The organism is Pseudomonas glycinis, from assembly GCF_054871425.1.
On sequence record NZ_JBTYHF010000001.1, the window covers coordinates 693,781 to 717,946 of the forward strand.

The 24,166-nt window shown below is 60.3% G+C and carries 19 protein-coding genes; 4 read left to right on the forward strand and 15 right to left on the reverse strand.

The genetic code is table 11. The features are described from left to right. Positions 1 to 33 precede the first annotated feature (33 nt). Positions 34 to 3,159: a dermonecrotic toxin domain-containing protein gene (locus tag ACYSTU_RS03065; RefSeq protein WP_498995866.1), complete on the forward strand. Its 3,126-nt coding sequence runs from the start codon at positions 34 to 36 to the stop codon at positions 3,157 to 3,159. 77 nt (positions 3,160 to 3,236) lie between these two features. Here ACYSTU_RS03065 and guaA read toward each other — a convergent pair whose 3' ends face one another. The 4 genes from guaA to ACYSTU_RS03085 all read right to left on the reverse strand — a co-directional run bounded on the left by guaA (position 3,237) and on the right by ACYSTU_RS03085 (position 7,922). Continuing rightward, a complete protein-coding gene (gene guaA / locus ACYSTU_RS03070) occupies positions 3,237 to 4,814 on the reverse strand; it encodes a glutamine-hydrolyzing GMP synthase (protein WP_016773344.1) in 1,578 nt (525 codons plus the stop codon). An 80-nt stretch (positions 4,815 to 4,894) separates the two neighbouring features. Beyond that, the gene (guaB, locus tag ACYSTU_RS03075) at positions 4,895 to 6,364 is read right to left on the reverse strand and encodes an IMP dehydrogenase (RefSeq protein ID WP_016773343.1); all 1,470 of its coding nucleotides are present in this window, start codon (positions 6,362 to 6,364) and stop codon (positions 4,895 to 4,897) included. 105 nt (positions 6,365 to 6,469) lie between these two features. Beyond that, complete coding sequence (locus tag ACYSTU_RS03080; RefSeq protein WP_016773342.1) at positions 6,470 to 7,018, reverse strand: hypothetical protein; 549 nt, start codon at positions 7,016 to 7,018, stop codon at positions 6,470 to 6,472. 136 nt (positions 7,019 to 7,154) lie between these two features. After that, positions 7,155 to 7,922 (reverse strand): sulfite exporter TauE/SafE family protein, encoded by a 768-nt coding sequence (locus ACYSTU_RS03085; RefSeq protein ID WP_136492760.1) that lies wholly within the window; start codon positions 7,920 to 7,922, stop codon positions 7,155 to 7,157. Between the two features lie 219 nt (positions 7,923 to 8,141). On the opposite strand from ACYSTU_RS03085, the gene xseA reads away from it, so the two are divergent. The 3 genes from xseA to leuA all read left to right on the forward strand — a co-directional run bounded on the left by xseA (position 8,142) and on the right by leuA (position 12,489). Continuing rightward, positions 8,142 to 9,521 (forward strand): exodeoxyribonuclease VII large subunit, encoded by a 1,380-nt coding sequence (gene xseA / locus ACYSTU_RS03090; protein ID WP_498995871.1) that lies wholly within the window; start codon positions 8,142 to 8,144, stop codon positions 9,519 to 9,521. Between the two features lie 3 nt (positions 9,522 to 9,524). Further along, positions 9,525 to 10,346, forward strand: a complete 822-nt coding sequence (locus ACYSTU_RS03095; protein WP_136492758.1) for a peptidoglycan DD-metalloendopeptidase family protein — start codon at positions 9,525 to 9,527, stop codon at positions 10,344 to 10,346. Between the two features lie 463 nt (positions 10,347 to 10,809). Continuing rightward, entirely contained in the window at positions 10,810 to 12,489 is a 1,680-nt protein-coding gene (gene leuA, locus ACYSTU_RS03100) for a 2-isopropylmalate synthase (protein WP_016773339.1), read from the forward strand. A 178-nt stretch (positions 12,490 to 12,667) separates the two neighbouring features. Here the strand turns inward: leuA and ACYSTU_RS03105 are convergent, their stop codons facing one another. The 11 genes from ACYSTU_RS03105 to ndk form a co-directional block, all read right to left on the reverse strand. Beyond that, positions 12,668 to 13,459 carry an amidohydrolase gene (locus tag ACYSTU_RS03105; protein WP_024014208.1) on the reverse strand — a complete coding sequence of 264 codons (792 nt, stop codon included), beginning with the start codon at positions 13,457 to 13,459 and terminating at the stop codon, positions 12,668 to 12,670. After that, the gene (locus tag ACYSTU_RS03110; RefSeq protein WP_217878788.1) at positions 13,447 to 14,595 is read right to left on the reverse strand and encodes a pyridoxal phosphate-dependent aminotransferase; all 1,149 of its coding nucleotides are present in this window, start codon (positions 14,593 to 14,595) and stop codon (positions 13,447 to 13,449) included. Before ACYSTU_RS03110 ends, ACYSTU_RS03105 begins: the two co-directional genes overlap by 13 nt. Positions 14,596 to 14,886: 291 nt before the next feature. After that, on the reverse strand, positions 14,887 to 16,359 hold the full coding sequence (der, locus tag ACYSTU_RS03115; RefSeq protein ID WP_024014210.1) for a ribosome biogenesis GTPase Der: 1,473 nt from the start codon (positions 16,357 to 16,359) through the stop codon (positions 14,887 to 14,889). 135 nt (positions 16,360 to 16,494) lie between these two features. Beyond that, positions 16,495 to 17,646, reverse strand: coding sequence for an outer membrane protein assembly factor BamB (gene bamB, locus ACYSTU_RS03120; protein ID WP_051600540.1), 1,152 nt, complete (start codon positions 17,644 to 17,646; stop codon positions 16,495 to 16,497). Continuing rightward, entirely contained in the window at positions 17,639 to 18,280 is a 642-nt protein-coding gene (locus tag ACYSTU_RS03125) for a tetratricopeptide repeat protein (protein WP_016773334.1), read from the reverse strand. Before ACYSTU_RS03125 ends, bamB begins: the two co-directional genes overlap by 8 nt. 41 nt (positions 18,281 to 18,321) lie before the next feature. After that, positions 18,322 to 19,611, reverse strand: a complete 1,290-nt coding sequence (gene hisS / locus ACYSTU_RS03130) for a histidine--tRNA ligase (protein WP_016773333.1) — start codon at positions 19,609 to 19,611, stop codon at positions 18,322 to 18,324. A gap of 22 nt (positions 19,612 to 19,633) precedes the next feature. Next, on the reverse strand, positions 19,634 to 20,743 hold the full coding sequence (gene ispG / locus ACYSTU_RS03135) for a flavodoxin-dependent (E)-4-hydroxy-3-methylbut-2-enyl-diphosphate synthase (protein ID WP_016773332.1): 1,110 nt from the start codon (positions 20,741 to 20,743) through the stop codon (positions 19,634 to 19,636). A 3-nt stretch (positions 20,744 to 20,746) separates the two neighbouring features. Next, the gene (locus ACYSTU_RS03140) at positions 20,747 to 21,766 is read right to left on the reverse strand and encodes a RodZ domain-containing protein (protein WP_498995887.1); all 1,020 of its coding nucleotides are present in this window, start codon (positions 21,764 to 21,766) and stop codon (positions 20,747 to 20,749) included. Continuing rightward, complete coding sequence (gene pilW / locus ACYSTU_RS03145) at positions 21,766 to 22,524, reverse strand: type IV pilus biogenesis/stability protein PilW (RefSeq protein ID WP_016773330.1); 759 nt, start codon at positions 22,522 to 22,524, stop codon at positions 21,766 to 21,768. The genes ACYSTU_RS03140 and pilW overlap by 1 nt, the downstream gene beginning before the upstream one ends. A 12-nt stretch (positions 22,525 to 22,536) precedes the next feature. After that, positions 22,537 to 23,685 carry a dual-specificity RNA methyltransferase RlmN gene (gene rlmN / locus ACYSTU_RS03150; protein WP_024014215.1) on the reverse strand — a complete coding sequence of 383 codons (1,149 nt, stop codon included), beginning with the start codon at positions 23,683 to 23,685 and terminating at the stop codon, positions 22,537 to 22,539. A gap of 28 nt (positions 23,686 to 23,713) precedes the next feature. Beyond that, positions 23,714 to 24,139 (reverse strand): nucleoside-diphosphate kinase, encoded by a 426-nt coding sequence (ndk, locus tag ACYSTU_RS03155; RefSeq protein WP_016773329.1) that lies wholly within the window; start codon positions 24,137 to 24,139, stop codon positions 23,714 to 23,716. Between the last annotated feature and the right edge of the window lie 27 nt (positions 24,140 to 24,166).

The window sequence follows — 24,166 nt, forward strand, 5'->3', positions numbered from 1 at the left end:
TTCCGCCTTTGTGTCTCAAGGATGAACACCCGCATGACCGCTCCCGAACGTCGTCTGCTGCCAAACGCAGCGGACAAAACCGCCCTCAAAGCCATCGCCACGACCATTGTGCAGAACTGCCCAAGTCTGCTCGATGCGGCCCGGCAAGTTGCGATCGAACTGCTGACCGACAAAGGGCTATCCGGCCTCGATCCCGACCAGGTTTATTTCCATCGATTCAAAACGGCGCAAAGCAGCGCGCTGACCTTTACCGGTTGGGAACACTTGCTGGAAAAGCCTTATGAAACGCTCACCCTCACGCAGTTGGTGATCCATCGCTTTCGTGCGACCGATCAAGACAACGCAGATTTGCTGGGCCTTTACTGTGGCTTCTACTCGGATGGCCCGGACGCGGAGAATTTCAATCAGGACAACGAAGTGCGACTGCTTGGCAGCGATGTGCTGAAGGCATTCTGGGCCGTTGATTTCAGCACGCGTTACAGCGATCAATTGGCCAAATTCTGGCAAACCTCGTCGGAAGATTTCCGCGCCATGGCCAAGTGCAGTTTCCTCAGTCAGGCGGTGCAGGCGCTGCAACAGGGGGACGTTGACGGCAATGATTTTCAACGCATCGTCAGCTCGCTGATCGGCCCCGTTACCTGGCCGGTAACCCTGCAAATGCTCCGATCGACGTACCCGGTCGGCGCGCAGGTGCGCACGCTGGATCTGGACGGTCACGTCGCCACTAACGTGCTGCGTCTGGTCGAAGACAGTGGCCGGCAGACCCTTTACCTGCCGGGACAAGCCCAGGCCTTTCGGCTGATGGACACTGCGGCGGATCTGCACTGGTGGTTGCTCGAACAGATGAATTCAGAGCAGAAACGCCCTTTGTTTCTCAAGCACTTCTCGCTGGCTGACAGCAATCACATCACCGAGAACCTCACTGATTTGATGAACCGTTTGGTGAGCACCTGGGGTCACAGCGATCACCGGATGATCAACCGCAGCAACGTTGCGATCAGCGGTGATGCCTTCACGTGGTTAAGCGATTCGACTCGCGCGGGCATGGCTGCCGAGGCGCATCTGGTGCTCACGTCCAACAGTGATTTGCGCAAGAAACTCTGGACCGGGTATCTGAGCGCCGGGCTGAAAGTGTTCGGCCCGATGGCGGCCGTGGGCTGGCCTGTGGCTTTGCCCTTGATCGGCGCCGGCGTCGCGAACATGGGGCTGAACATCGATCAGGCGATCAACGGCATTACGGCGACCGAACGTAGAGCCGGGGTGATCGGTGCGGTGCTCAGCGCTATCGAAACCGTATTCAATGTGCCGTTCCTGATCGGTACCGGCGCGCAACTGGAAGTCGGGCCACAGGTCGAGTATGCCGAGGCTGAAGAGATGCGCGGGCTGGTCGAACTTGCCTCGGCTGACACGCGATTATTGCCACCTGTGGATCCGCCACCCGTCACAGCGGCTGAAGAAGCAAGCAGCGAGTTGGCAAACGAGTTACCCAGCGGGGCGACATTGGTCGACGCCACTGAGCCCTTGAATACGGCTGCTACACGGCGAGGTTCGACATTTCCACAAGTACCTGCCAGCTATCGATGCAACGAGTTACTTGCGCAACATTCCGTAGAGGCGACGCCGGGGAAATACGAAGGCATTTACCGCCTCGACAACGAGCCCGGCCATGCCATCGAAATGGATGGCGATGCCTACTACGTGCGCTACTTCGCAGACTCGCAGGACAGCGGCAACTGGGCAATCATCAATCCCGAGCGCCCCAATCAGTTCGCTTATTCGTTGCCGGTCCGCCTGGGAAGCGCTGGCAAGTGGGAGCGCATGCCTGCGCTGCGGCTGCGCGGAGGTGGCCAATGCGTGGGCAAGGCGTGTGCGCCGGAGACAGATTTGAGCCCTTCTGAGGCAACACCATCGGTGGATCTGCCACGCGTCGAACCGCTTCCAGGCGTTCCGTGCCCGCTGCGCCTGGTTACGGCGCTCAAAGATATTTCAGAGACGGAAAAACCCGGAATGAGGAGATGGGCAATGAACTTGCCCAACGCTTCTGCCGAGTCAACAAGCGCTGGACGCCGTTATTTACTGGCTACCGACCGTTACCAGGCGCATTTCAGCGAACAACGAACAGCACTGCTGAACAACGCCGGAGAATTCTTTCGAGAGCTGAAATGGACAAATCTGCCGGGACGGCCGCTCATTCCGCAAATCGATCCCTTGATGCAAACCGAAGAGCTGATAGATCTGATGTTTGCCAATACCGATGGACTGGCGGTCGGAGAAACCCTCGATCGCATCGCCAGCATGCGCTTCATGATCGAGAACATGCCAACGTTCGCGCGGCATATCAGAACGCTCTACGTGCGTGGATTGCTGAGTGATTTCGCCCAAGAGGACCTCAACCATTTCTACCTCTCTGGAGACATGTCAGAGGAGCTCACTACCTATTTGTCCAGCCTGGGTACCGACCCTGAGAACCGGTTCAACATGCTCGAATTGATCAGGTCTGCCCAAGCCAATGGCGTCCGCGTCCATGGACTGGACGCAGCACAAACCTGCACGCTGAAAGTCCCACTCACTTCGATCGAAGAGCAGATGATCAAGACCCGCCTGGCAACGCAGATCATGCGTGACAAGCTCCTCAACAGACCCGGCAAGTGGGTGGCTCTGGTCGATGCCACGAACACCAATACCTTCAGGGACCTGCCAGGCATAAGCGAACTCAGGGGCGGTATCGGTTTGCGCATCGAAGAAGTCTGGCCCGACGAGGCAGCCGACGTCAGGATTGACCCGGGAGTGGAAGTCGCTCGCGGTCCATTTCACAACGGGGCGACGACAAGCAACGCCTTCGACCCTCTGTTCGCTGACCTGCGATTGCAGGTCAAGGCCCCCGTGCCGCCATGGAATGACGCTACGCTGGAAAAGCTTCTGCATCGCAATGGCATGTTCGTGATACGAAAAACAGAACCCAGCACATACACACTCGTGCGGCGCAACAGCGCCAGCAACATCGTGCAAACAAGGGTGCATTGCACCGCAGATGGCCGGTTTTATATCTGGGACCAGTCGATGCGCCGCATCACCGGCATGATATTCCGCGACATCGCCGCAGTAGCCGAGCGCCTGATTGAGCTCGGTATGACCCTGCAAAGTCGTTTACCCGCCTGACCTGTTTGCAGGGGTCTGAAACGAAAAAACCCTTGGCTTCACGCCAAGGGTTTTTCGTTATTCGAACCGCAGCGGGATCACTCCCACTCAATCGTCGCCGGCGGCTTGCTCGACACGTCGTAAGTAACGCGCGAGATGCCTTCGATTTCGTTGATGATGCGGCCGGAAACGGTTTCCAGCAGTTCGTAAGGCAGGTGCGCCCAACGCGCGGTCATGAAGTCGATAGTTTCCACGGCACGCAGGGCCACGACCCAGGCGTAACGGCGGCCGTCACCGACCACGCCGACCGATTTGACTGGCTGGAATACTACGAACGCCTGGCTGACCTTGTGGTACCAGTCGGCCTTGCGCAATTCTTCGATGAAGATGTGGTCGGCGCGACGCAGCAGGTCGGCGTATTCCTTCTTCACTTCACCGAGGATGCGCACGCCCAGGCCCGGGCCCGGGAACGGGTGACGGTAGACCATGTCGTACGGCAGGCCGAGTTCCAGGCCCAGACGACGGACTTCGTCCTTGAACAGCTCGCGCAGTGGCTCGACCAGTTTCAGGTTCATTTCTTCCGGCAGGCCGCCCACGTTGTGGTGTGACTTGATCACGTGGGCCTTGCCGCTTTTCGCGCCAGCCGACTCGATCACGTCCGGGTAGATGGTGCCCTGAGCGAGGTACTTGATGTTGTCCAGCTTGCAGGACTCGGCATCGAACACGTCAATGAAAGTGCGGCCGATGATCTTGCGCTTCTTCTCCGGGTCGGCTTCGCCGGCCAGGTTGTTGAGGAACTGCTCCTCAGCGTTGGCGCGGATTACCTTGACGCCCATGTTCTCGGCGAACATGGCCATCACTTGCTCGCCTTCGTGCAGACGCAGCAGGCCGTTGTCGACGAAAACGCAGGTCAGCTGATCGCCGATGGCCTTGTGCAGCAGCGCGGCAACCACCGAGGAGTCAACGCCACCGGACAGACCCAGCAGCACGTTGTCGGTGCCGACCTGGGCGCGGATGTTGGCGATGGCGTCTTCAGCGATCTTCGACGGCGTCCACAGGGCTTCACAACCGCAGATGTCGAGCACGAAGCGCGACAGGATGCGACCGCCCTGTTTGGTGTGGGTCACTTCCGGGTGGAACTGCACGCCGTAGTAAGCGCGGTCGTCGTTGAACATACCGGCGATCGGGCAGCTTGGGGTGCTGGCGAGGATGTGGAAGTCTTCCGGCATCTTGGTGACTTTGTCACCGTGGCTCATCCACACGTCGAGGCCGAACAGGCCGTCGGCGTCGATGTGATCTTCGATGCCGTCGAGCAGGCGGCTCTTGCCGACCACGTCAACGCGGGCGTAACCGAACTCACGCAGTTCGGAACCTTCCACCTTGCCGCCCAGTTGCTCGGCCATGGTCTGCATGCCGTAGCAGATGCCGAATACCGGAACGCCCAGGTCGAACACTGCCTGCGGGCAGCGCGGGCTGTTGGCTTCGTGCACGGACTCGGGGCCGCCGGCGAGGATGACGCCTTTAGGGGCGAATTCGCGGATCGCATCTTCGTCCATGTCGAACGGGTGCAGTTCGCAGTACACGCCGATCTCGCGCACGCGGCGGGCAATCAGCTGGGTGTATTGCGAACCGAAGTCGAGGATCAGGATGCGGTGAGCGTGAATGTCGAGGGCCATGACTCATTCTCATGTAGTGAATCAGAAACAACTCGGGGCTGAATGAACAGCCCCGGTGATTTAACGTTTTGCTGGAAGCCTCAACCTACGCGGTAGTTCGGCGCTTCCTTGGTGATCTGCACGTCGTGAACGTGGGACTCGGCCATGCCGGCACCGGTGATCCGCACGAACTCGGGCTTGGTACGCATTTCTTCGATGTTGGCGCTGCCGGTGTAACCCATCGAGGAACGCAGGCCGCCCATCAACTGGTGAATGATCGCGCTCAGGGTGCCTTTGTACGGCACACGGCCTTCGATGCCTTCCGGAACCAGTTTCTCGGCACCGGCCGAGGAGTCCTGGAAGTAACGGTCGGACGAACCTTGAGCCTGGGACATGGCGCCCAGCGAACCCATGCCGCGATAAGCCTTGTACGAACGACCCTGGAACAGTTCGATCTCGCCCGGGGCCTCTTCGGTACCGGCGAACATCGAGCCCATCATCACGCAGGACGCACCGGCCACGATGGCCTTGGACAGGTCACCGGAGAAACGGATACCACCGTCGGCGATCAACGGCACGCCGGTGCCTTCAAGGGCGGCGGCGACGTTGGCGATGGCACTGATTTGCGGCACGCCGACACCGGCGACGATACGGGTGGTGCAGATCGAGCCAGGGCCGATACCGACCTTGACTGCGTCGGCGCCCGCTTCGGCCAGAGCCTTGGCGGCAGCGCCGGTGGCGATGTTGCCGCCGATCACCTGCACTTCAGGGAAGTTCTCTTTGACCCAGCGTACGCGGTCGATCACGCCTTTGGAGTGACCGTGTGCGGTGTCGACCACCACCACGTCCACGCCGGCATTGACCAGTGCGGTCACGCGATCGCCGGTGTCTTTACCGGTGCCGACCGCAGCGCCGACGCGCAGACGACCTTGATCGTCCTTGCTGGCCAGCGGATAGGCTTTGGCTTTTTCGATGTCGTTGACGGTCATCATGCCTTTGAGGGCGAATTTGTCGTCGACGATCAGCACGCGCTCGATGCGGTGCTTGTGCAGCAGTTCACGGACGTCGTTCTTGTCGGCGCCTTCCTTGACCGTGACCAGACGCTCTTTAGGCGTCATCACTTCGCGGACAGTGGCTTCCAGACGGTTTTCGAAACGTACGTCGCGGGAGGTGACGATGCCGACCAGGTCGCCATCGTGCAGGACCGGAACGCCGGAAATGTTGTGCAGACGGGTCAGTTCGAACAGATCACGCACCGTGGCATCGGCCTCGATGGTGATGGGATCCTTGACCACACCGGCTTCGAACTTCTTGACCTTGCGCACTTCGGCAGCTTGCTGCTCGATGGTCATGTTCTTGTGGATAATGCCGATGCCACCTTCCTGAGCCATGGCGATTGCCAGACGGGCTTCAGTAACGGTGTCCATGGCGGCAGAAACCAGAGGAATATTCAGTTCGATGCCACGGGTAAGACGGGTCTTGAGACTGACTTCGTTGGGAAGCACCTCGGAATAACCGGGCACTAGGAGAATGTCGTCGAATGTCAGAGCTTCTTGGCTGATACGCAGCATCGCGGGGGCTCCCGAGCGGGAAAATGGAAGCGCGCCATTATAGTCAGACACCCCCTGCTGTTCAATGTAAAACTCAGCCTAATTGATAGATGGAAAAGCCCGGCCCTACAGCTCCACCTTGACCCAAGAGACAGGTTGATCGAGCCAATCGGCGAACTCGTCGATAAAGCTCTGCTTGAACCCCGCCTCCAGCCAATTATTGAAAATGAAACCGAGGTTGGAAAACGCGCACTCCTGCAAAAACAGGAAGCCGTTGATGTCGTCCTCATGCCCGCATTCGGGGCAGGTGAAATTGTCGGTGCGGCCTGGAAACCAGTCTTCAAGACTTTCGAACAGCGCCTCACCCACTTCGCGGCGGCACTCGGCGCAACCAGCCTCCTCGAGAAAGCCCTTGGCCGGTGTGTAGATGCAGCGTTTGGTGACGATCTCCAGGCCATTGATCGGCTCGCCGAACGGCAGCGCTTCGGGGTACAGCACCACGGCGCGAGCACCGTCGGCGATGGCATGGGCCATGCGGTTGCCGGTGCGGCCGCAGGTGGTCAGCTGTTCTTCGATGATGTTCTTGCGCACCAGCCAGCGCACGATCGCCCGCGCCCGGGGCTCGTGCACCGGCAGGGTGGAGATTTTCGGGACGATGATGCTTTGCGAGTTCATGGGAAATCCTGCGGTGTGACTTCTGACGCCTTCGCGAGCAGGCTCGCTCCCACATTCGAATGCAATCCCCTGTGGGAGCGAGCCTGCTCGCGAAGGCGCTCTAAAGGCCGGCAGCTTAATCCCTGAAGAAATCCGGTCAAGTGCTGAAATAGCGCACGATCAACGCGATGCCGCTAGCCAGCACCAGCCACGTCACCAGCCGCACAAACGCCTCGCGCGACAATTTCATGGTAAGCCGCCGGCCGATCCACAAGCCCAGCGCCATGGCCGGCAACAGACACAGCGCCAGCATCAACAAGGGTAGCTCGGCATACACACCGGCGATGACAAACAGACTCAAGCGCACCACGGTGCTGCAACTGATCAAGGCACTTTGCGTGGCCCGCGCCGCGTCCTTGGGCAGGCGGCTGTTCAGATAGATCGCGTAAAGAAAGCCGCCACTGCCAAACAAAGCGCCGAACAACCCGCCCACTGTGCCCATCGGCACCGCCCACGCTGCCGACAACTGTGCCGGCCGCGCTTTCACCCACAGGCTGTAAACCGCATAGGCGCTGATAAACAGCCCCATCAAAAGCAGTAACAGATCGGATTTCAGATTCAGCAGGAAGATCACCCCCAACGTGCAGCCGATCGCCATGCACGGCAGCAGCCTGAGCAATTCCGGCTTGGCGACGTCGCGCCGCGAGGGCAGCAGATTGCCGAATGCGGCGACGAAATCGAGCAGCACCAGCAGCGGCACGATTTTCGACAGTGGCATGAACAGGATCAGCATCGGCCCCGCGACCAGCGCCGTGCCGAAACCGGCGATGCCGAATACGATGTAGGCCAAGGCGATGGCCACCCCGATGACCGCCCAACCGCCCGCGCCCCACGACCACGCCCCCAACAGCTCCATCATGCTCATCGTCCGCATCCTTTATAAGACCGCGCTGACTGTAGCCAGTAGCGGGCAGCACGACCAGATATCAAATTGATCCCATGTGGGAGCGAGCCTGCTCGCGAAGGCGGAGTGTCATTCCCGTTGTTGTCCGCTGACACAATGCTTTCGCGAGCACGCTCGCTCCCACAGGGTTTTGTGCGGCGTCATGGTGATTGGCGGGCAAATGCCTTTAAACTGCGCCCCATGATTAAAGATCCCTTTGCAAGACTTGGCCTGGACCGTGAAGTCCTGACCGTCAGCCAGCTCAACGGCCGCGCGCGGGTGTTGCTTGAAGACGTGTTCAGCAACATCTGGGTCGAAGGCGAAATTTCCAACCTCGCACGTCCGGCGTCCGGCCACGTCTACTTCACCCTCAAGGACAGCGGCGCGCAGGTGCGTTGCGCGTTGTTCCGGCAGAACGCGGCCCGCGTGCGCCAAGCGTTGAAGGACGGTCTGGCGGTCAAGGTGCGCGGCAAGGTTTCGCTGTTCGAAGGTCGTGGCGACTATCAGCTGATCCTCGACACCGTGGAACCGGCCGGTGACGGCGCGCTGCGTCTGGCCTTCGATGCGCTGAAGGAAAAGCTCAGCGCCGAAGGCCTGTTCAGTGCCGAACGCAAAGTGCCGCTGCCCGCGCATCCGCAGCGCATCGGCATCATCAGCTCGCCGACCGGCGCGGTGATTCGCGACATCATCTGCGTGTTCCGCCGCCGTGCGCCGCAGGTGCAACTGACCCTGATTCCGACCGCCGTGCAGGGCCGCGAGGCCACCGCGCAAATCGTCCGCGCGCTGAAAATGGCCGATGCCCGCGGCTTCGACGCGCTGATCCTCGCCCGTGGCGGCGGCTCGCTGGAAGACCTCTGGTGCTTCAACGAGGAAGCGGTGGCGCGCGCGGTCGATGCCTGTGTCACGCCGATCGTCAGTGCCGTCGGCCATGAAACCGATGTTTCGATCAGCGATTTTGTCGCCGACGTTCGCGCCCCCACGCCCTCGGCCGCCGCCGAACTGCTCGCCCCGGATTCCAGCCATCTGATTCGTCAGGTCGAGAGCCTGCACCGGCGTCTGGTGATGCGCATGCGTGATCGCTTGATGCGTGATCGCCTGCGTCTGGAAGGCATGGCGCGACGGTTGCGCCATCCCGGCGAACGTCTGCGCCAGCAGGCGCAGCGTCTGGATGATCTGGACATGCGCATGCGCCGCGCTTTCGAACGCAGCCTCAATACCCGCCGCGAACGCCTGATCCGCCTGGAAACCCGTCTCGCCGGGCAACATCCGGGGCGCCAACTGGCCATGCTTCGCCAGCGCCTCGACAGTCTTGCCGAACGCCTGCCCCGGGCCATGCGCGATGCTTTGAAACAGCGTCGGCAGCAATTGCACAGTCAGATGCAGACCCTGCACGTGGTCAGCCCATTGGCGACTCTCGGTCGCGGTTACAGCATTCTGCTCGACGAGCACGGCCACGCGATTCGCAACGCTGCGCAGACCCACACCGGCCAGCGTCTGAAAGCCAAGCTCGGCGAAGGCGAACTGCAAGTGCGCGTCGAGGACAATCACCTGACGCCCGTCACCCTCTCTTTACTGGACTGATCCATGCCGCGTTTTCTCGCTTCGCTGCTGTTGCTCTGCCTGACCCTCAACGCCCACGCCGACAGTTACATCACCCGGCTGCTGAACAAACCGGTGCCGGGCGGCGTCGCCGTGGTGGATCTGGGCACCGCCGCGCAGGCGCCGAAAGCCACTTATCAAGGCAAACCGGTATTGGTGGTCAAAGAGCAGAACAACTGGTTGGCGATCGTTGGCGTGCCGCTGACGGTCAAGCCCGGCACGCAGCAGATCAGCAGTGGCGGGCGCAATCTGCCCTTCACCGTGGGCAGCAAGAAATATCCGGAACAGCACATCACCCTGAAGAACAAACAGCAGGTCAATCCGAACGCCGACAACCTCAAGCGCATCGAGGGTGAACTGGCGGAACAGATCGCGGCTTACCGCAGTTTCAGCCCGAACACTCCGAGCAATCTGCTGCTGGACAAACCGGTCAACGGGCCGCTGTCGAGCAAGTTCGGCGTGCGTCGTTTCTTCAATGGCGAAGAACGTAATCCTCATGCCGGTCTCGATTTCGCAGTGCCCGCGGGCACGCCGATCAAGACCCCGGCGGCGGGCAAGGTGATTCTGATCGGCAATTACTTCTTCAACGGCAACACGGTGTTCGTTGACCATGGCCAGGGCTTTATCAGCATGTTCTGCCACATGTCGAAGATCGACGTGAAGAACGGCCAGCAACTGGCCCGTGGCGCGGTGGTGGGCAAGGTCGGCGCGACCGGCCGCGCGACCGGGCCGCATATGCACTGGAACGTCAGCCTGAATGATGCGCGGGTGGATCCGGCGATTTTCATTGGTGCTTTCCAACCTTAAATATGTGTTGAGGCGACCGGCCTCTTCGCGAGCAGGCTCGCTCCCACAGGGGATCTTTGTTGTGAATAAGATCCAGTGTGGGAGCGAGCCTGCTCGCGAAGGCCGCCTATAAAACACCGCCATACTCAATGAATCTCCAAAAACTCAATTGCGCCCCAATCTAGCCTTACGCAAACATCAACAACTTCCACCGCCTAAAGCGCAATAAATTCCTGCAAAATCCCGCTTTCCGGGTATTCCTCTCAATTTTTTCCGACTGCTTGCCATCCTTTCCCCTCGCGGTTAGGGTTGAAGCCATGAAAACCTCTCACACCCTCATTCAGCTTCGCCAGCACCGCAGCCTGTGCCTCGTCAGTGCACGACTGCCAGGCTGAATCGCTGCGCCTCGTCCCACGCTTTTCCAAGAACATTCGTTCAACCGGCAGGCCGCCTCTTTTCGGCCCAGACAACAAGGAATTTCCCGATGAGCATGCTCAAAGACCCGTCTTCGAAATACCGCGCGTTTCCCGTCATCAACCTGCCGGATCGCACCTGGCCGTCGAAAACCATCGACGCCGCGCCGATCTGGTGCAGCTCCGACCTGCGTGACGGCAACCAGTCGCTAATCGAGCCAATGGACGCGGCGAAGAAGCTGCGCTTCTGGAAAACCCTGGTGCAGGTGGGCGTAAAGGAAATCGAAGCGTCGTTCCCCGCCGCGTCGCAAACCGACTTCGATTTCGTGCGTACGCTGATCGAAGAAGGCCACATCCCCGACGACACCACCATTCAGGTGCTGACCCAGGGTCGTGAAGACCTGATCGAGCGCACTTTCGAATCCCTGCGCGGGGCGAAGAAAGCCATCGTTCACCTGTACAACGCCACTTCGCCTTCTTTCCGTCGCATCGTCTTCAACCAGGACAAGGACGGCATCAAGGCCATCGCCGTCAACGCTGCCAAGCTGTTCGTCAAATATGCAGCCATGCAGCCAGAGACCGAGTGGACCTTCGAATACTCGCCGGAAACCTTCAGCGCTACCGAGCTGGAATTCGCCAAGGAAGTCTGCGACGCCGTGATCGAGGTGTGGAACCCGACGCCTGAGCACAAGATGATCCTCAACCTGCCGGCCACGGTTGAATGCGCGACGCCGAACGTCTACGCCGACCAGATCGAATGGTTCGGTCGCAACATCAACCGTCGTGACAGCGTGATCATCAGTCTGCACACCCATAACGACCGTGGCACTGGCGTCGCGGCCACTGAGCTGGGCCTGATGGCCGGCGCCGATCGCGTCGAAGGCTGCCTGTTCGGCAACGGCGAGCGCACCGGTAACGTCGACCTCGTCACCGTCGCGCTGAACATGTACACCCAGGGCGTCGACCCTGAGCTGGACTTCTCCGACATCGACGGCGTGCGCAAGGTCGTCGAAGAGTGCAACCAGATCCAGGTCCACCCGCGTCATCCGTATGTGGGCGACCTGGTGCACACCGCGTTCTCCGGCTCGCACCAGGACGCAATCCGCAAAGGCTTCGCCCAGCAGAAACCGGACACCCTGTGGGAAGTGCCATACTTGCCGATCGACCCGGCCGACATCGGTCGCAGCTACGAGGCGGTGATCCGCGTCAACAGCCAGTCGGGCAAGGGCGGCATCGCTTACTTGCTGGAGCAGGAATACGGCATCAGCCTGCCGCGTCGCATGCAGATCGAGTTCAGCCAGGTTGTGCAGCGTGAAACCGATCGCCTGGGCCTGGAGATGACAGCCAAGCAGATTCACTCACTGTTGATCAGCGAATATCTGCAGGCTAACACTCCGTATGCGCTGGTCAGCCATCGTCTGCAGGAAGAGAACGGCAACAGCGCCGTCGAAGTCGAAGTGGCAAGCAAAGGTCAGGGCGAAACCAACCTGCACTGGCGCGGCAAGGGCAACGGCGCGCTGGAAGCACTGGTCGCCGGCCTGCCGATTCCGGTGGAAATCATGGACTACAACGAACACGCGATCGGCGCGGGCACCAATGCCAAAGCGGCTGCCTATATCGAACTGCGGGTGAACGGTGAACGTGCAGTGCACGGCGTGGGTATCGATGAAAACATCACCACGGCGAGTTTCAAGGCATTGTTCAGCGCGCTGAACCGCTCGCTGAGCCAGCCAGAGGCAAAAGCAGCGTAATCGACCGCTGAAATGCGAAAGGCCCCGGAGTGCAAACTTCGGGGCCTTTTTTTGTAGATCAAAGGATGCGATCGTTCCCATGCTCCTCGTGGGAATGCCTCAAGGGACGCTCCGCGTCCAGTGACGCGGAGCGTCACGGGCTGCATTCCCACGCAGAGCGTGGGAACGATCGGCCTCGTTAGGTGAACTCGAAAGTGTCGGCATCCAGATTCGCCGGAAAGCGCTCGCGATACGCCGCCAACGGCGCCGCTTCCAGAATCACCTTGAACACGCCATCCGCCTCCCCCGCCGCCAGCAACGTCTCGCCCTGAAAATCCAGCACCTGACTGTCGCCGGTATAGGCGAAGCCTTTGCCGTCGCTGCCCACCCGATTTACCGCTGCCACGTAGCAGAGATTTTCAATCGCTCGTGCCGGCAGCAGGCGGTTCCAGTGCAGACGCCGTGCGCCCGGCCAGTTGGCGGTGTACAGCAGCAGATCGGTGTCCTGCGCGTCCCTGCTCCACACCGGGAAGCGCAGGTCGTAGCAGATCAGCGGACGAATCCGCCAACCCTTGAGCTCGAACTGCACCTGCCGCTCGCCGGGCGTGTAATGGTTGTGCTCGCCGGCCATGCGGAACAGGTGACGCTTGTCGTAATGCAGCACTTCGCCGTCCGGCCGCGCCCAGAGCAAGCGGTTGCGATGGCTGCCGTCGGCCGCCTGAATGATCACGCTGCCAGTAATCACCGCATCGAACTTCGCCGCCTGCGCCCGCAGCCATTTGCTGGTCGGGCCGTTTTCCGCTTCGGCGAGGGTTTCGGACTCCATTGAAAACCCGGTGGTGAACATCTCCGGCAGGATGATCAGATCGGCGCCCCGCGCCTGCTCAAGCAACAGCTCGAAATGCTCGAGGTTGGCCTGGCGGTCATGCCAGGCCAGGCTGGTCTGGATCAGCGCCAGGGTCAGGTCCGGCAATGCACTCAGATCACGCATAGCTTTTCCGCCGCTTCACGCAGCGTCTCCTCGCGTTTGGCAAAGCACAGGCGTATCAGGCGCTGGCCTTGCAGTGGAGTCTGGTAGAACACCGACACCGGAATGCTCGCGACACCGTGCTCGCGGGTCATCCACATGGCCATGTCGACATCATTCAGATCAGGACGGATCTGCGAATAATCGACCAACTGGAAATACGTGCCGGTGACACGGGTGAAGCTGAACCGCGACGGCGCGAGCAGATCGCAGAACAGATCACGCTTGGCCTGATAGAAACCCGGCAGTTCTTCAACGTGCTCCGGGTGCTCGGCCATGTAATCGGCCAGCGCGTATTGCAGCGGTGTGACGCCACAGAAACTGACGTACTGATGCACCTTGCGCAATTCGGCCGTCAGCGCTGGCGGTGCGACGACATAGCCGGTTTTCCAGCCGGTGACGTGGTACGTCTTGCCGAACGAGCTGACCACGAACGCGCGCTGATACAGCTCTTCATGGGCCAGCACGCTGACATGCGGCACGCCGTCGAAGACCAAGTGCTCGTAGACTTCGTCGCTGATCAGATAGATGTCGCGATCACGGATCAACGCCGCCAGTTGATCGAGCTCGGCGCGGCTGATCAATGCGCCGCTCGGGTTGTGCGGGGTGTTGATGACGATCATTTTCGTCCGCGGGCTCAGGGCCGCAGCGAGCTGGTCGAAATCGATGGAGAAGTCGACCGGATTCAGCTGCACATGCACGCAACGACCACCCGCCAGCTCCGTTGCCGGTGCGTAGCTGTCGTAGCACGGATCGAAGACGATGACTTCATCGCCGCTGTGGATAATGGCCTGAATCGCGCAGAAGATCGCCTGGGTCGCGCCGGGCGTTACCGTCACTTCGTGATCGGCATCGACAGTCACGCCGTAGCTGCGGGTGATCTTGGCCGCGATCTGCTGACGCAACACCGGCAATCCGGTCATCGGTGAATACTGGTTATGGCCACTGGCGATATGCCGCCCGACCGCATCACGCAGCGACTGCGGGCCGTCGAAATCCGGGAAACCCTGGGACAGGTTGATCGCGCCGGTCTGCGCCGCGAGCTGAGACATCTGCGTGAAAATAGTGATGCCGACATTCGGCAGCTTGCTGGTGATCATCGGGGGTTCTCTGCTCAACACCCGGCTCTGACGACGGCGCGGGAGAGCCCGAGGATAGCCCATCCGGCGCCCATAAAAAAAGGGCGCCAAACGGCGCCCTTCTCTCATTGAACAAACCCAATCCTGTGGCGAGGGGATTTATCCCCGTTCCGGCTGCGAAGCAGTCGCAAACCCGTTGAATGCGGTTTGACTGATACACCGCGGACACAGGTTTTGGGGCTGCTGCGCAGCCCATCGGGGATAAATCCCCTCGCCACAAAAGCCCCACACAAAATTGTGCAGGGCCTCGGATCACTTCTTGTCGCGGCGCTTCTTGCTGGCTTTCTTGTTGTGCGACATCAAGCGACGCTTCTTGTTGACCTGGCGGTCGGTCAGCGTGTTCTTGTTGCCTTCGTACGGGTTCTCGCCGCCCTTGAACTCGATGCGGATCGGCGTACCGACCAGCTTGAGTACACGACGGTAAGTGTTTTCCAGATAGCGCACGTACGACTTCGGCACTTTCTCGATCTGGTTACCGTGGATCACGATGATCGGCGGGTTCGCACCACCCAAGTGAGCGTAACGTAGCTTGATCCGGCGGTTGTTGACCATCGGCGGCGCGTGCTCGCCCACCGCATCTTCCAGAATCTGGGTGAGTCGGTTGGTCGGCCAGCGGGTAACCGCCGACTTGAACGAGTTCTGCACCGAGGCGTAGAGGTTGCCCACGCCCGTGCCGTGCAACGCCGAGATGAAGTGAATGTCGGCGTAGTCGACGAAGAACAGCCGGCGTTGCAGCTCGACTTTGACGAAGTCGCGCTCGCTCGGCGTCATGCCGTCCCACTTGTTGATCGCGATGACCAGCGCACGACCGGATTCGATCGCGAAGCCCAGCAGGTTCAAGTCGTGATCGACCACACCCTCGCGGGCGTCCATCACGAAGATCACCACGTTGGCGTCTTTGATCGCCTGCAGGGTTTTGACCACGGAGAATTTTTCGACTTCTTCGTGGATCTTGCCGCGCTTGCGCACACCAGCAGTGTCGATCAGCGTGTACTTCTCTTCATTGCGCTCGAACGGAATGTAGATGCTGTCGCGGGTGGTGCCCGGCTGGTCATACACGATGACGCGGTCTTCACCGAGCATGCGGTTGACCAGGGTCGACTTGCCGACGTTCGGACGGCCGATGATGGCGATCTTGATCCCGTCTTTTTCGCTCGGACCAGGAATGCGCTTGGCTTCCTCGCCTTCGGCAACGACTTCTTCCTCTTCGCCTTCAGCCGGCTCGTCATCATCGCGCGGGAATTCGCTCAGAGCGGCTTCCAGCAATTGCGTGATGCCACGGCCGTGGGCGCCGGCGATCGGGATCGCGTGGCCCATGCCCAGCGGGGCGAATTCGGCGCGGGCCATTTCCGGGTCGATGTTGTCGACCTTGTTGGCCACCACGTGGGAACGCTTGTTACGTTTGCGCAAATGTTCGGCGATCATCTGGTCGGCAGCGGTAAAACCGGCCTTGGCATCTACCAGAAACAGCACCACATCGGCTTCTTCGATGGCCAGCAGCGACTGCTCGGCCATTTTTTCGTCCATACCATGTTCGTCACCGGAAATACCGCCGGTGTCGATCAGAATGTAGGAACGCCCTTGCCACTTGGCCTCACCGTACTGGCGATCACGGGTCAGACCGGACAGGTCGCCGACGATGGCGTCACGCGTCCTGGTCAGGCGGTTGAACAAGGTGGACTTGCCGACGTTCGGTCGGCCCACCAGGGCGATTACGGGAACCATGCGGCTCTCCACTTCGTTATTTCAGAAAATACAAAAGCCGCTGCGAGGCAGCGGCTGGTGCTCGGGGCAACACCCGGGGGCGCTGCAAACCCTGCTGATGCAGGGCCGCTTGGGGATGAAACCCAAGCATAGTTGTTACTTGATGGTCAGGGCTTCCAGTTTGCCGCTGTTGCCATACACATAAATCGTGTCGCCCACCACCAGCGGACGGGCACGCAGGCCGTCGCTGTCGATGCGCTCACGGCCGACGAAACGACCGTCGACCTGACTCAGCAGATGCAGATAACCTTCCAGGTCACCCACAGCTACGTAGCTGGAGAACACTTCCGGTGCCGACAGTTGACGGCGAGCCAGTGAATCGTTGCTCCACAGTGCGGTGGTGGAACGCTCGTCGACGCCTTCAACGGTGCCTGAAGACAGGCTCACGTAGACGCTGCCGAAACCTTGAGCGATACCGGCGTAGCTCGACGCATCGCGCTGCCACAGTTGACGACCGCTTTCCAGGTCCAGTGCCGCAACGCGACCCTGATAGCTGGCCACGTACAGCGTGCCGCCGGACAGCAGCAGACCGCCGTCGATGTCGACCACGCGCTCCAGTTCCGAACGACCCTGTGGAATGGCAATGCGTTGTTCCCACACCGGCACGCCGTTGGAGATGTCCAGCGCAACCACTTTACCGGTCGACAGGCCGGCCACCGCCAAGCGGTTGGTCACCAGCGGAGCACTGGTGCCACGCAGGGTCAGGACCGCCGGGGTGCTGTCATACACCCAGCGCTGGTTGCCGGTGGCAGCGTCCAGACCGATCAGACGATCGTCCTGGGTCTGCACGACGACCACGTCGCCATTGTTGGCCGGCGGCGCGAGGACTTCACTGTTGACGCGGGCACGCCACTTCTCTTCACCGTTGCTGGTGTCCAGAGCGACGACTTCGCCACGCAGGGTACCGATCAGTACCAGACCGTAACCCACGCCAACGGCGCCGGAGACAGGCAGTTCCAGATCCTGGTCCCACTTCACGTCGCCATTGCTGCGATCCATGGCCATTACGACACCGGTAACATCGGCGGCGTAGATGGTGTCACCGTCGATCGCCGGCACCAGCATGTTGTAGGTTTCGCCCTGACCGTCACCGATCGAGCGGCTCCACTGCTTCTGCAGAACCACTTCTTCTTTGAAGTCGGTCAGTTCGGCCGGTGGCAATTCTTTCTTGCTGTTGCTGCTGCAACCCGCGGCCAGAAGGGCCAGAGCCAGCAATGCTGCATGCTTCCAACGGATCACGTCACGCATCCCCTTTGGCCAGGTCGTCGAGCTTGATTTGAAGGCCACCGACCGCCGCTTCATCCGACAGTGCCGCCTTGGCTTTTTGATACGCCTTGTTCGCGTCATCGGTACGGCCCAAGCGCACCAGCAGGTCGCCCTTGAGTTCTTCGCGAGTGGCCAGGAACGCTTTGTCGGCATCGCCGTCGAGTAGTTTCAGGGCGTCTTCGGCCTTGTCCTGCGCGCCCAGCACCTGCGCCAGACGCTGACGGGCGATTTCGCCCAGCGCCGGGTTGGCCGGCTTGTCGACGATGGCTTTGAGTTCGGTTGCCGCGTCGTCCAGCTTGCCGCTGTCGACCGCTACTTTGGCGACGAACAGGCTGCCGTACTGCGCGTAGGCCGAACCGCCGTATTCGCTGTTGAGCTTGCCGGCCAGATCCGCAACGCGGGCGGCATCAGGCTTGCCGTCAGGCGTCAGCGTGGTTTCCAGCAATTGCTGATAGAGCACCGAGGCGCCTTGCGACTGGTTACTCTGGTATTTGTGATATGCCTGCCAGCCGAACACGATGACCAGCGCCAACAGGCCGCCGGTGACCAGAGGTTTGCCGTTGCGTGTCCACCAGTCCTTCAAATCCGCCAACTGTTCGTCTTCGGTACTCGACACCCCAATACTCCTTAATCGCTAAATCGGCTGTTAAGACAGCTTCAACCCTGCACGACGCAGGTGGCCAGGTGAGCGGCGAGCGCATCCCAGGCAATGCTTTGTTGTTCGCCCTGGCCACGCAGGGGTTTGAAACCTACCACTTGCTGGGCCATTTCGTCGTCACCGAGGATCAATGCGTACAGCGCACCGCTCTTGTCGGCCTTCTTGAACTGGCTTTTGAAACTGCCGGCGCCGGCATTGACTTGCAGGCGCAGGTTTGGAAGTTCATCGCGAACCCGTTCGGCCAGGGCCAAACCGGCCAGCTCGGCCTCTTCACCGAAGGCGCAGAGGTAGACGTCGACCTGACGGGCAATTTCCTGCGGGATCTGCTCAAGGGTTTCGAGCATCAATACCAGACGCTCGATGCCCATGGCGAAACCGACGCCCGGGGTTGGCTTGCCGCCCATCTGCTCGACCAGACCGTCGTAACGGCCGCCCGCGCACACGGTGCCCTGGGCGCCGAGCTTGTCGGTGACCCATTCGAAAACGGTTTTGCTGTAGTAATCGAGGCCACGCACCAGTTTCGGATTGAGCACGTAAGGAATGCCAACGGCATCCAGACGCGCCTTCAGGCCTTCGAAATGAGCGCGGGACTCGTCGTCGAGGTAGTCGGCCATTTTCGGCGCATCGACCAGCACGGCCTGGGTGTCGGCATTTTTCGTGTCGAGCACGCGCAGCGGGTTGGTTTTCAGACGACGCTGGCTGTCTTCGTCGAGCTTGTCGTGGTGCGCCGAGAGGTACTCGACCAGCGCTTCACGATAGCGACCACGGGATTCGCTGGTACCGAGGCTGTTGAGTTCGAGCTTGACCGCATCACGGATGCCGAGCTCGCCCCACAGGCGCCAGGTCATGATGATCAGCTCGGCGTCGATGTCCGGACCGTCGAGGTTGAACACTTCCAGACCGATCTGGTGGAACTGGCGATAACGGCCTTTCTGCGGACGCTCGTGGCGGAACATCGGGCCGATGTACCAGAGTTTCTGCACCTGACCACCGCCGGTGATGCCGTGTTCGAGCACTGCGCGCACACAGGCCGCAGTGCCTTCCGGACGCAGGGTCAGGGAATCACCGTTGCGGTCTTCGAAGGTGTACATCTCTTTTTCGACGATATCGGTGACTTCGCCGATCGAGCGCTTGAACAGCTCGGTGAACTCGACGATCGGCATGCGGATCTGCTTGTAACCGTAGTTATCCAGCAGACGCGCCACGGTGCCTTCGAAATAACGCCACAGCGGGGTCTGTTCGGGCAGGATGTCGTTCATGCCACGAATGGCTTGCAGAGACTTGCTCACAAAATTTCCTTAATTCGTTCGATCAGCCGCGCGCGATAACGGCAGCGTCAGCTTCGACCTTTTCGGCCGCTTTCTGGCGGATCAGCTTTTCCAGCTCGTCCACCAGATTGTCATTCGTCAGCTTCTGCGACGGCTTGCCGTCGATGTAAATCAGGTTGGGCGTGCCGCCGGTTAATCCGATATGGGCTTCCTTGGCTTCGCCGGGGCCGTTGACCACGCAACCGATGACCGCGACATCCAGCGGCACCAGCAGGTCTTCAAGGCGCCCTTCCAGCTCGTTCATGGTCTTGACCACATCGAAGTTCTGCCGCGAGCAGCTCGGGCAGGCGATGAAGTTGATGCCACGGGAACGCAGGTGCAAAGACTTGAGAATGTCGTAACCGACCTTCACTTCCTCGACCGGGTCGGCCGCCAGCGAGATGCGGATAGTATCGCCAATCCCTTCGGCGAGCAGCATACCTAGGCCCACGGCGGATTTCACCGTACCCGAACGCAAACCACCAGCTTCGGTAATACCCAAGTGCAGCGGCTGAACGATTTCCTTCGCCAGCAGGCGGTAGGCTTCGACGGCCATGAACACATCGGAGGCCTTCACGCTGACCTTGAAGTCCTGAAAATTCAGGCGTTCGAGGTGTTCAACGTGGCGCAGCGCGGATTCAACCAGCGCCGCCGGGGTCGGCTCGCCGTATTTCTTCTGCAGGTCTTTTTCCAGGGAACCGGCGTTGACGCCGATGCGGATCGGAATGCCGCGATCACGGGCAGCATCGACCACGGCACGCACACGGTCTTCACGACCGATGTTGCCCGGATTGATGCGCAGGCAGTCCACACCCAGTTCGGCCACGCGCAAAGCGATTTTGTAGTCGAAGTGGATGTCAGCCACCAACGGCACTTTGACCAGTTGCTTGATCTTGCCGAACGCCTCGGCGGCGTCCATGTCCGGCACCGAGACGCGAACGATGTCGACGCCGGCGGCTTCCAGACGATTGATCTGCGCCACGGTCGCAGCGACATCATTGGTATCGCTGTTGGTCATGCTTTGCACAGCGATCGGCGCGTCGCCGCCCACCGGTACGTTGCCGACCCAGATCTTGCGCGATTCGCGACGTTTGATTGGAGATTCGCCGTGCATGACTTATTGACCCAACTTCAGGCGAGCAGTCTCGCCACTGGTGAACGGAGCGATATCGACCGGTTGGCCGTTGTAGCTGACCTGTGCTGCGCGGGCAACGCCCAGACGCACATTGAGCGGCGGTTTGCCGGAAACGGTCACGCTGTCGCCTTTATGCTTCAGACCACTGAAAATCACTTTGCCCCGGCCATCGGTCACCTGCGCCCAGCAATCGCCGGTGAACTGCAGCTGCACCTGGCCTTCGCCGGCAACCGGCGCAGCTGCTTCAGCGCTTGGCGCTTGAGCGACCGGCACGGCCGGGGCAGGTGTCGCTGGGACGTTCGGCGCTGGAGTGGCCGGAGCTGCCACCACTGGTGCAGGCGTCTGTGCCGGAGCGCTTGGCGCAACTGCCGGGGCAGTTGGCTCGGTAGCTGGCGCAGCAGATTCGGCGCCGGTCGATTCGGCATTGGTTTCCGACTGCGGCAAGGCCAGCGATGTCGAATTGTCAGCCTGATTTTCGGCGACAGCCTGGTCTTCCGGCTCGTCTATCGGGTGGATCTGCGTGGTGCCGTCAGCGCCTTCGACTTCGACGTGTTCCGGTGCGAGGCTGGTCAGATCGCGGGGGCGCTGGGAGGTCTGATCCTGCCACCAGACGAAACCGCCGCCGATGACCGCAATCAGCAACAACAGGCTGACGATACGCAAAATGGTGTGGGAAACCCGCACCGGCTCTTCGATACGACCGAGGGCGTGAACGTTGCTGCCCTGGGAGTCGGTGCCGGTGGACTGGTCGAACTGCTGAACCAGAACGGTCTGGTCCATGCCGAGCAATTTGGCATAGGCGCGAATGTAACCGCGAGCGAAGGTATGCCCCGGCAGCTTGTCGAAAGCGCCGGCTTCAAGATTGCTCAGGGATGTCACGGTGAGGTTGAGCTTGAGGGCCACTTCGGCCAGCGACCAGCCATTGCTTTCGCGGGCCTGGCGCAGGGTCTCACCGGGATTTACGCGATTCGCTGCTACAACTTCGGGATGCGCCGCTTTCATCATTGCTCCGACAGGTATTGCTGATATTCCGGCGTACCGGGATAGAGTCGTTTTAATTGCAGACCGTAACTGGCTGCCTTGTCGCGATCTTCAAACACTTTTGCCAGCCGAACGCCGAGCAATAGACTACGTGCATTTTGTTCGGTGAGCTGGCTGAAACGGTCGTAATAGTCACGCGCGGGCACATAATGCCTGTCTTCGAAGGACAACTCAGCCATTTCCAGCAATGCGCGTGGTTGTTGGCGATTCAGGCGCAGGGCTTTTTCCAGCTGTTGCTGTGCCAGATCACGCTGGCCAAGCTTGGCGGCGGTCATGCCGAGATTTTCGAAGACCCGCGAGCGCTCAGGATACAGGGTATCGGCGGCCGCTTGTTCAAAACGCTCGTAGGCTTCCTTGTAGCGCTGTTCTTCGTAGAGAAAACTGCCGTAGTTGTTGAGGATGCGCGCATCGGCGGGACGTGAGGACAGGGCCTTGCGAAAGTGCTCGTCGGCAAGTGCCGGCTCCATCTCGGCCTGAAACACCAGACCGAGGGCCGCATTGGCGTCGGGGTCGGAACCGTCCAGCTCCAGCGCTTTCTTCAATGGCACCTTGGCGCGCTCGGTCATGCCTTGCTGCAGATAGCCCAGCCCCAGCTGCACGTAGGCAGCCCGCGCTTCATCGCGGCCCTTGCTGGTCTTCATCGGGTTGTAGTCACCCGACAGGACACAACCAGCACACAGGCTGGCCAACAGCAACAGCAGCGCAAAGCGCAGGGACATAGAGATCCTCTCTTAGTTAGTGTTCGCGGCGTTCTGTGCCAGATCGCTGTCGGCGCTCAACTCGCGCACGGCGATGTAACGTTCGCTGCGACGGGTGCGATCCAGCACCTGCCCTACCAATTGACCACATGCGGCATCGATGTCTTCACCTCGGGTGGTGCGCACGGTGACGTTGAAACCGGCCTGATGCAACTGATCCTGGAAGCGGCGGATGGCATTGTTGCTCGGCCGCTCGTACCCGGAGTGCGGGAACGGGTTGAACGGGATCAGGTTGATCTTGCACGGGATATCTTTAAGCAACTCGATCATTTCCACCGCGTGCTCAAGCTTGTCGTTGACGTCCTTGAGCAAGGTGTACTCGATGGTCAGCACACGTTTCTCGCCAAGGGCGGACATGTAGCGCTGGCACGACTCGAGCAGCATCTTAAGCGGATATTTCTTGTTGATCGGCACCAATTGGTTACGCAATGCGTCATTCGGTGCGTGCAGGGACAACGCCAGGGATACGTCGATGTGCTTGGCCAGCTCATCGATCATCGGCACCACACCCGAGGTGGACAGGGTCACGCGGCGCTTGGAGATCCCGTAGCCGAGGTCATCCATCATCAGATGCATGGCGGCGACGACGTTGTCGAAGTTCAGCAACGGCTCGCCCATGCCCATCATCACCACGTTGGTGATCGCACGGTCGACGGTGGCCGGGACGCTGCCGAAAGATTTGTTGGCAATCCACACCTGACCGATGACTTCGGCGGCGGTGAGGTTGCTGTTGAAGCCTTGCTTGCCGGTGGAGCAGAAACTGCAATCCAGGGCACAGCCTGCCTGGGACGAAACGCACAAGGTGCCGCGCTTGCCCTGGGGAATGTACACGGTCTCGACGCAGCTGCCGGACGCCACGCGAACCACCCATTTACGGGTGCCGTCGCTGGAGATGTCCTCGCTGACCACTTCCGGACCACGCACTTCAGCAATGGCCTTGAGCTTGTCGCGCAAGGCTTTGCTGACGTTCGTCATGGCGTCGAAATCATCGACGCCAAAGTGGTGAATCCATTTCATTACCTGACCGGCACGGAAACGCTTCTCCCCGATTGAGTCGAAGAATTTTTCCATTTCCGGCTGGGTCAGACCCAGCAGGTTTGTTTTAACAGTCGATGTAGTCATGGATTCACCTTCACTCTGCAAGCAATGCTTAGCGAGTGGTTACTTCAGTAGCTGCGAAGAAGTAAGCGATTTCGCGAGCGGCAGCAGCTTCGGAGTCCGAACCGTGAACGGCGTTGGCGTCGATCGATTCAGCGAAGTCAGCACGGATGGTGCCTGGAGCAGCTTCTTTAGGGTTGGTAGCGCCCATCAGCTCACGGTTGCGAGCGATAGCGTTTTCGCCTTCCAGAACCTGAACGACAACCGGACCGGAAGTCATGAAAGCAACCAGGTCACCGAAGAAACCGCGCTCGCTGTGCTCAGCGTAGAAGCCTTCGGCTTCGGCTTTGGACAGTTGCTTCAGTTTCGAAGCTACAACGCGCAGGCCAGCGTCTTCGAAGCGAGTGGTGATCTTGCCGATCACGTTTTTAGCAACGGCGTCAGGCTTGATGATGGAGAAAGTACGTTGAACAGCCATGGTGTAACTCCAGAAACGGTAATTTGC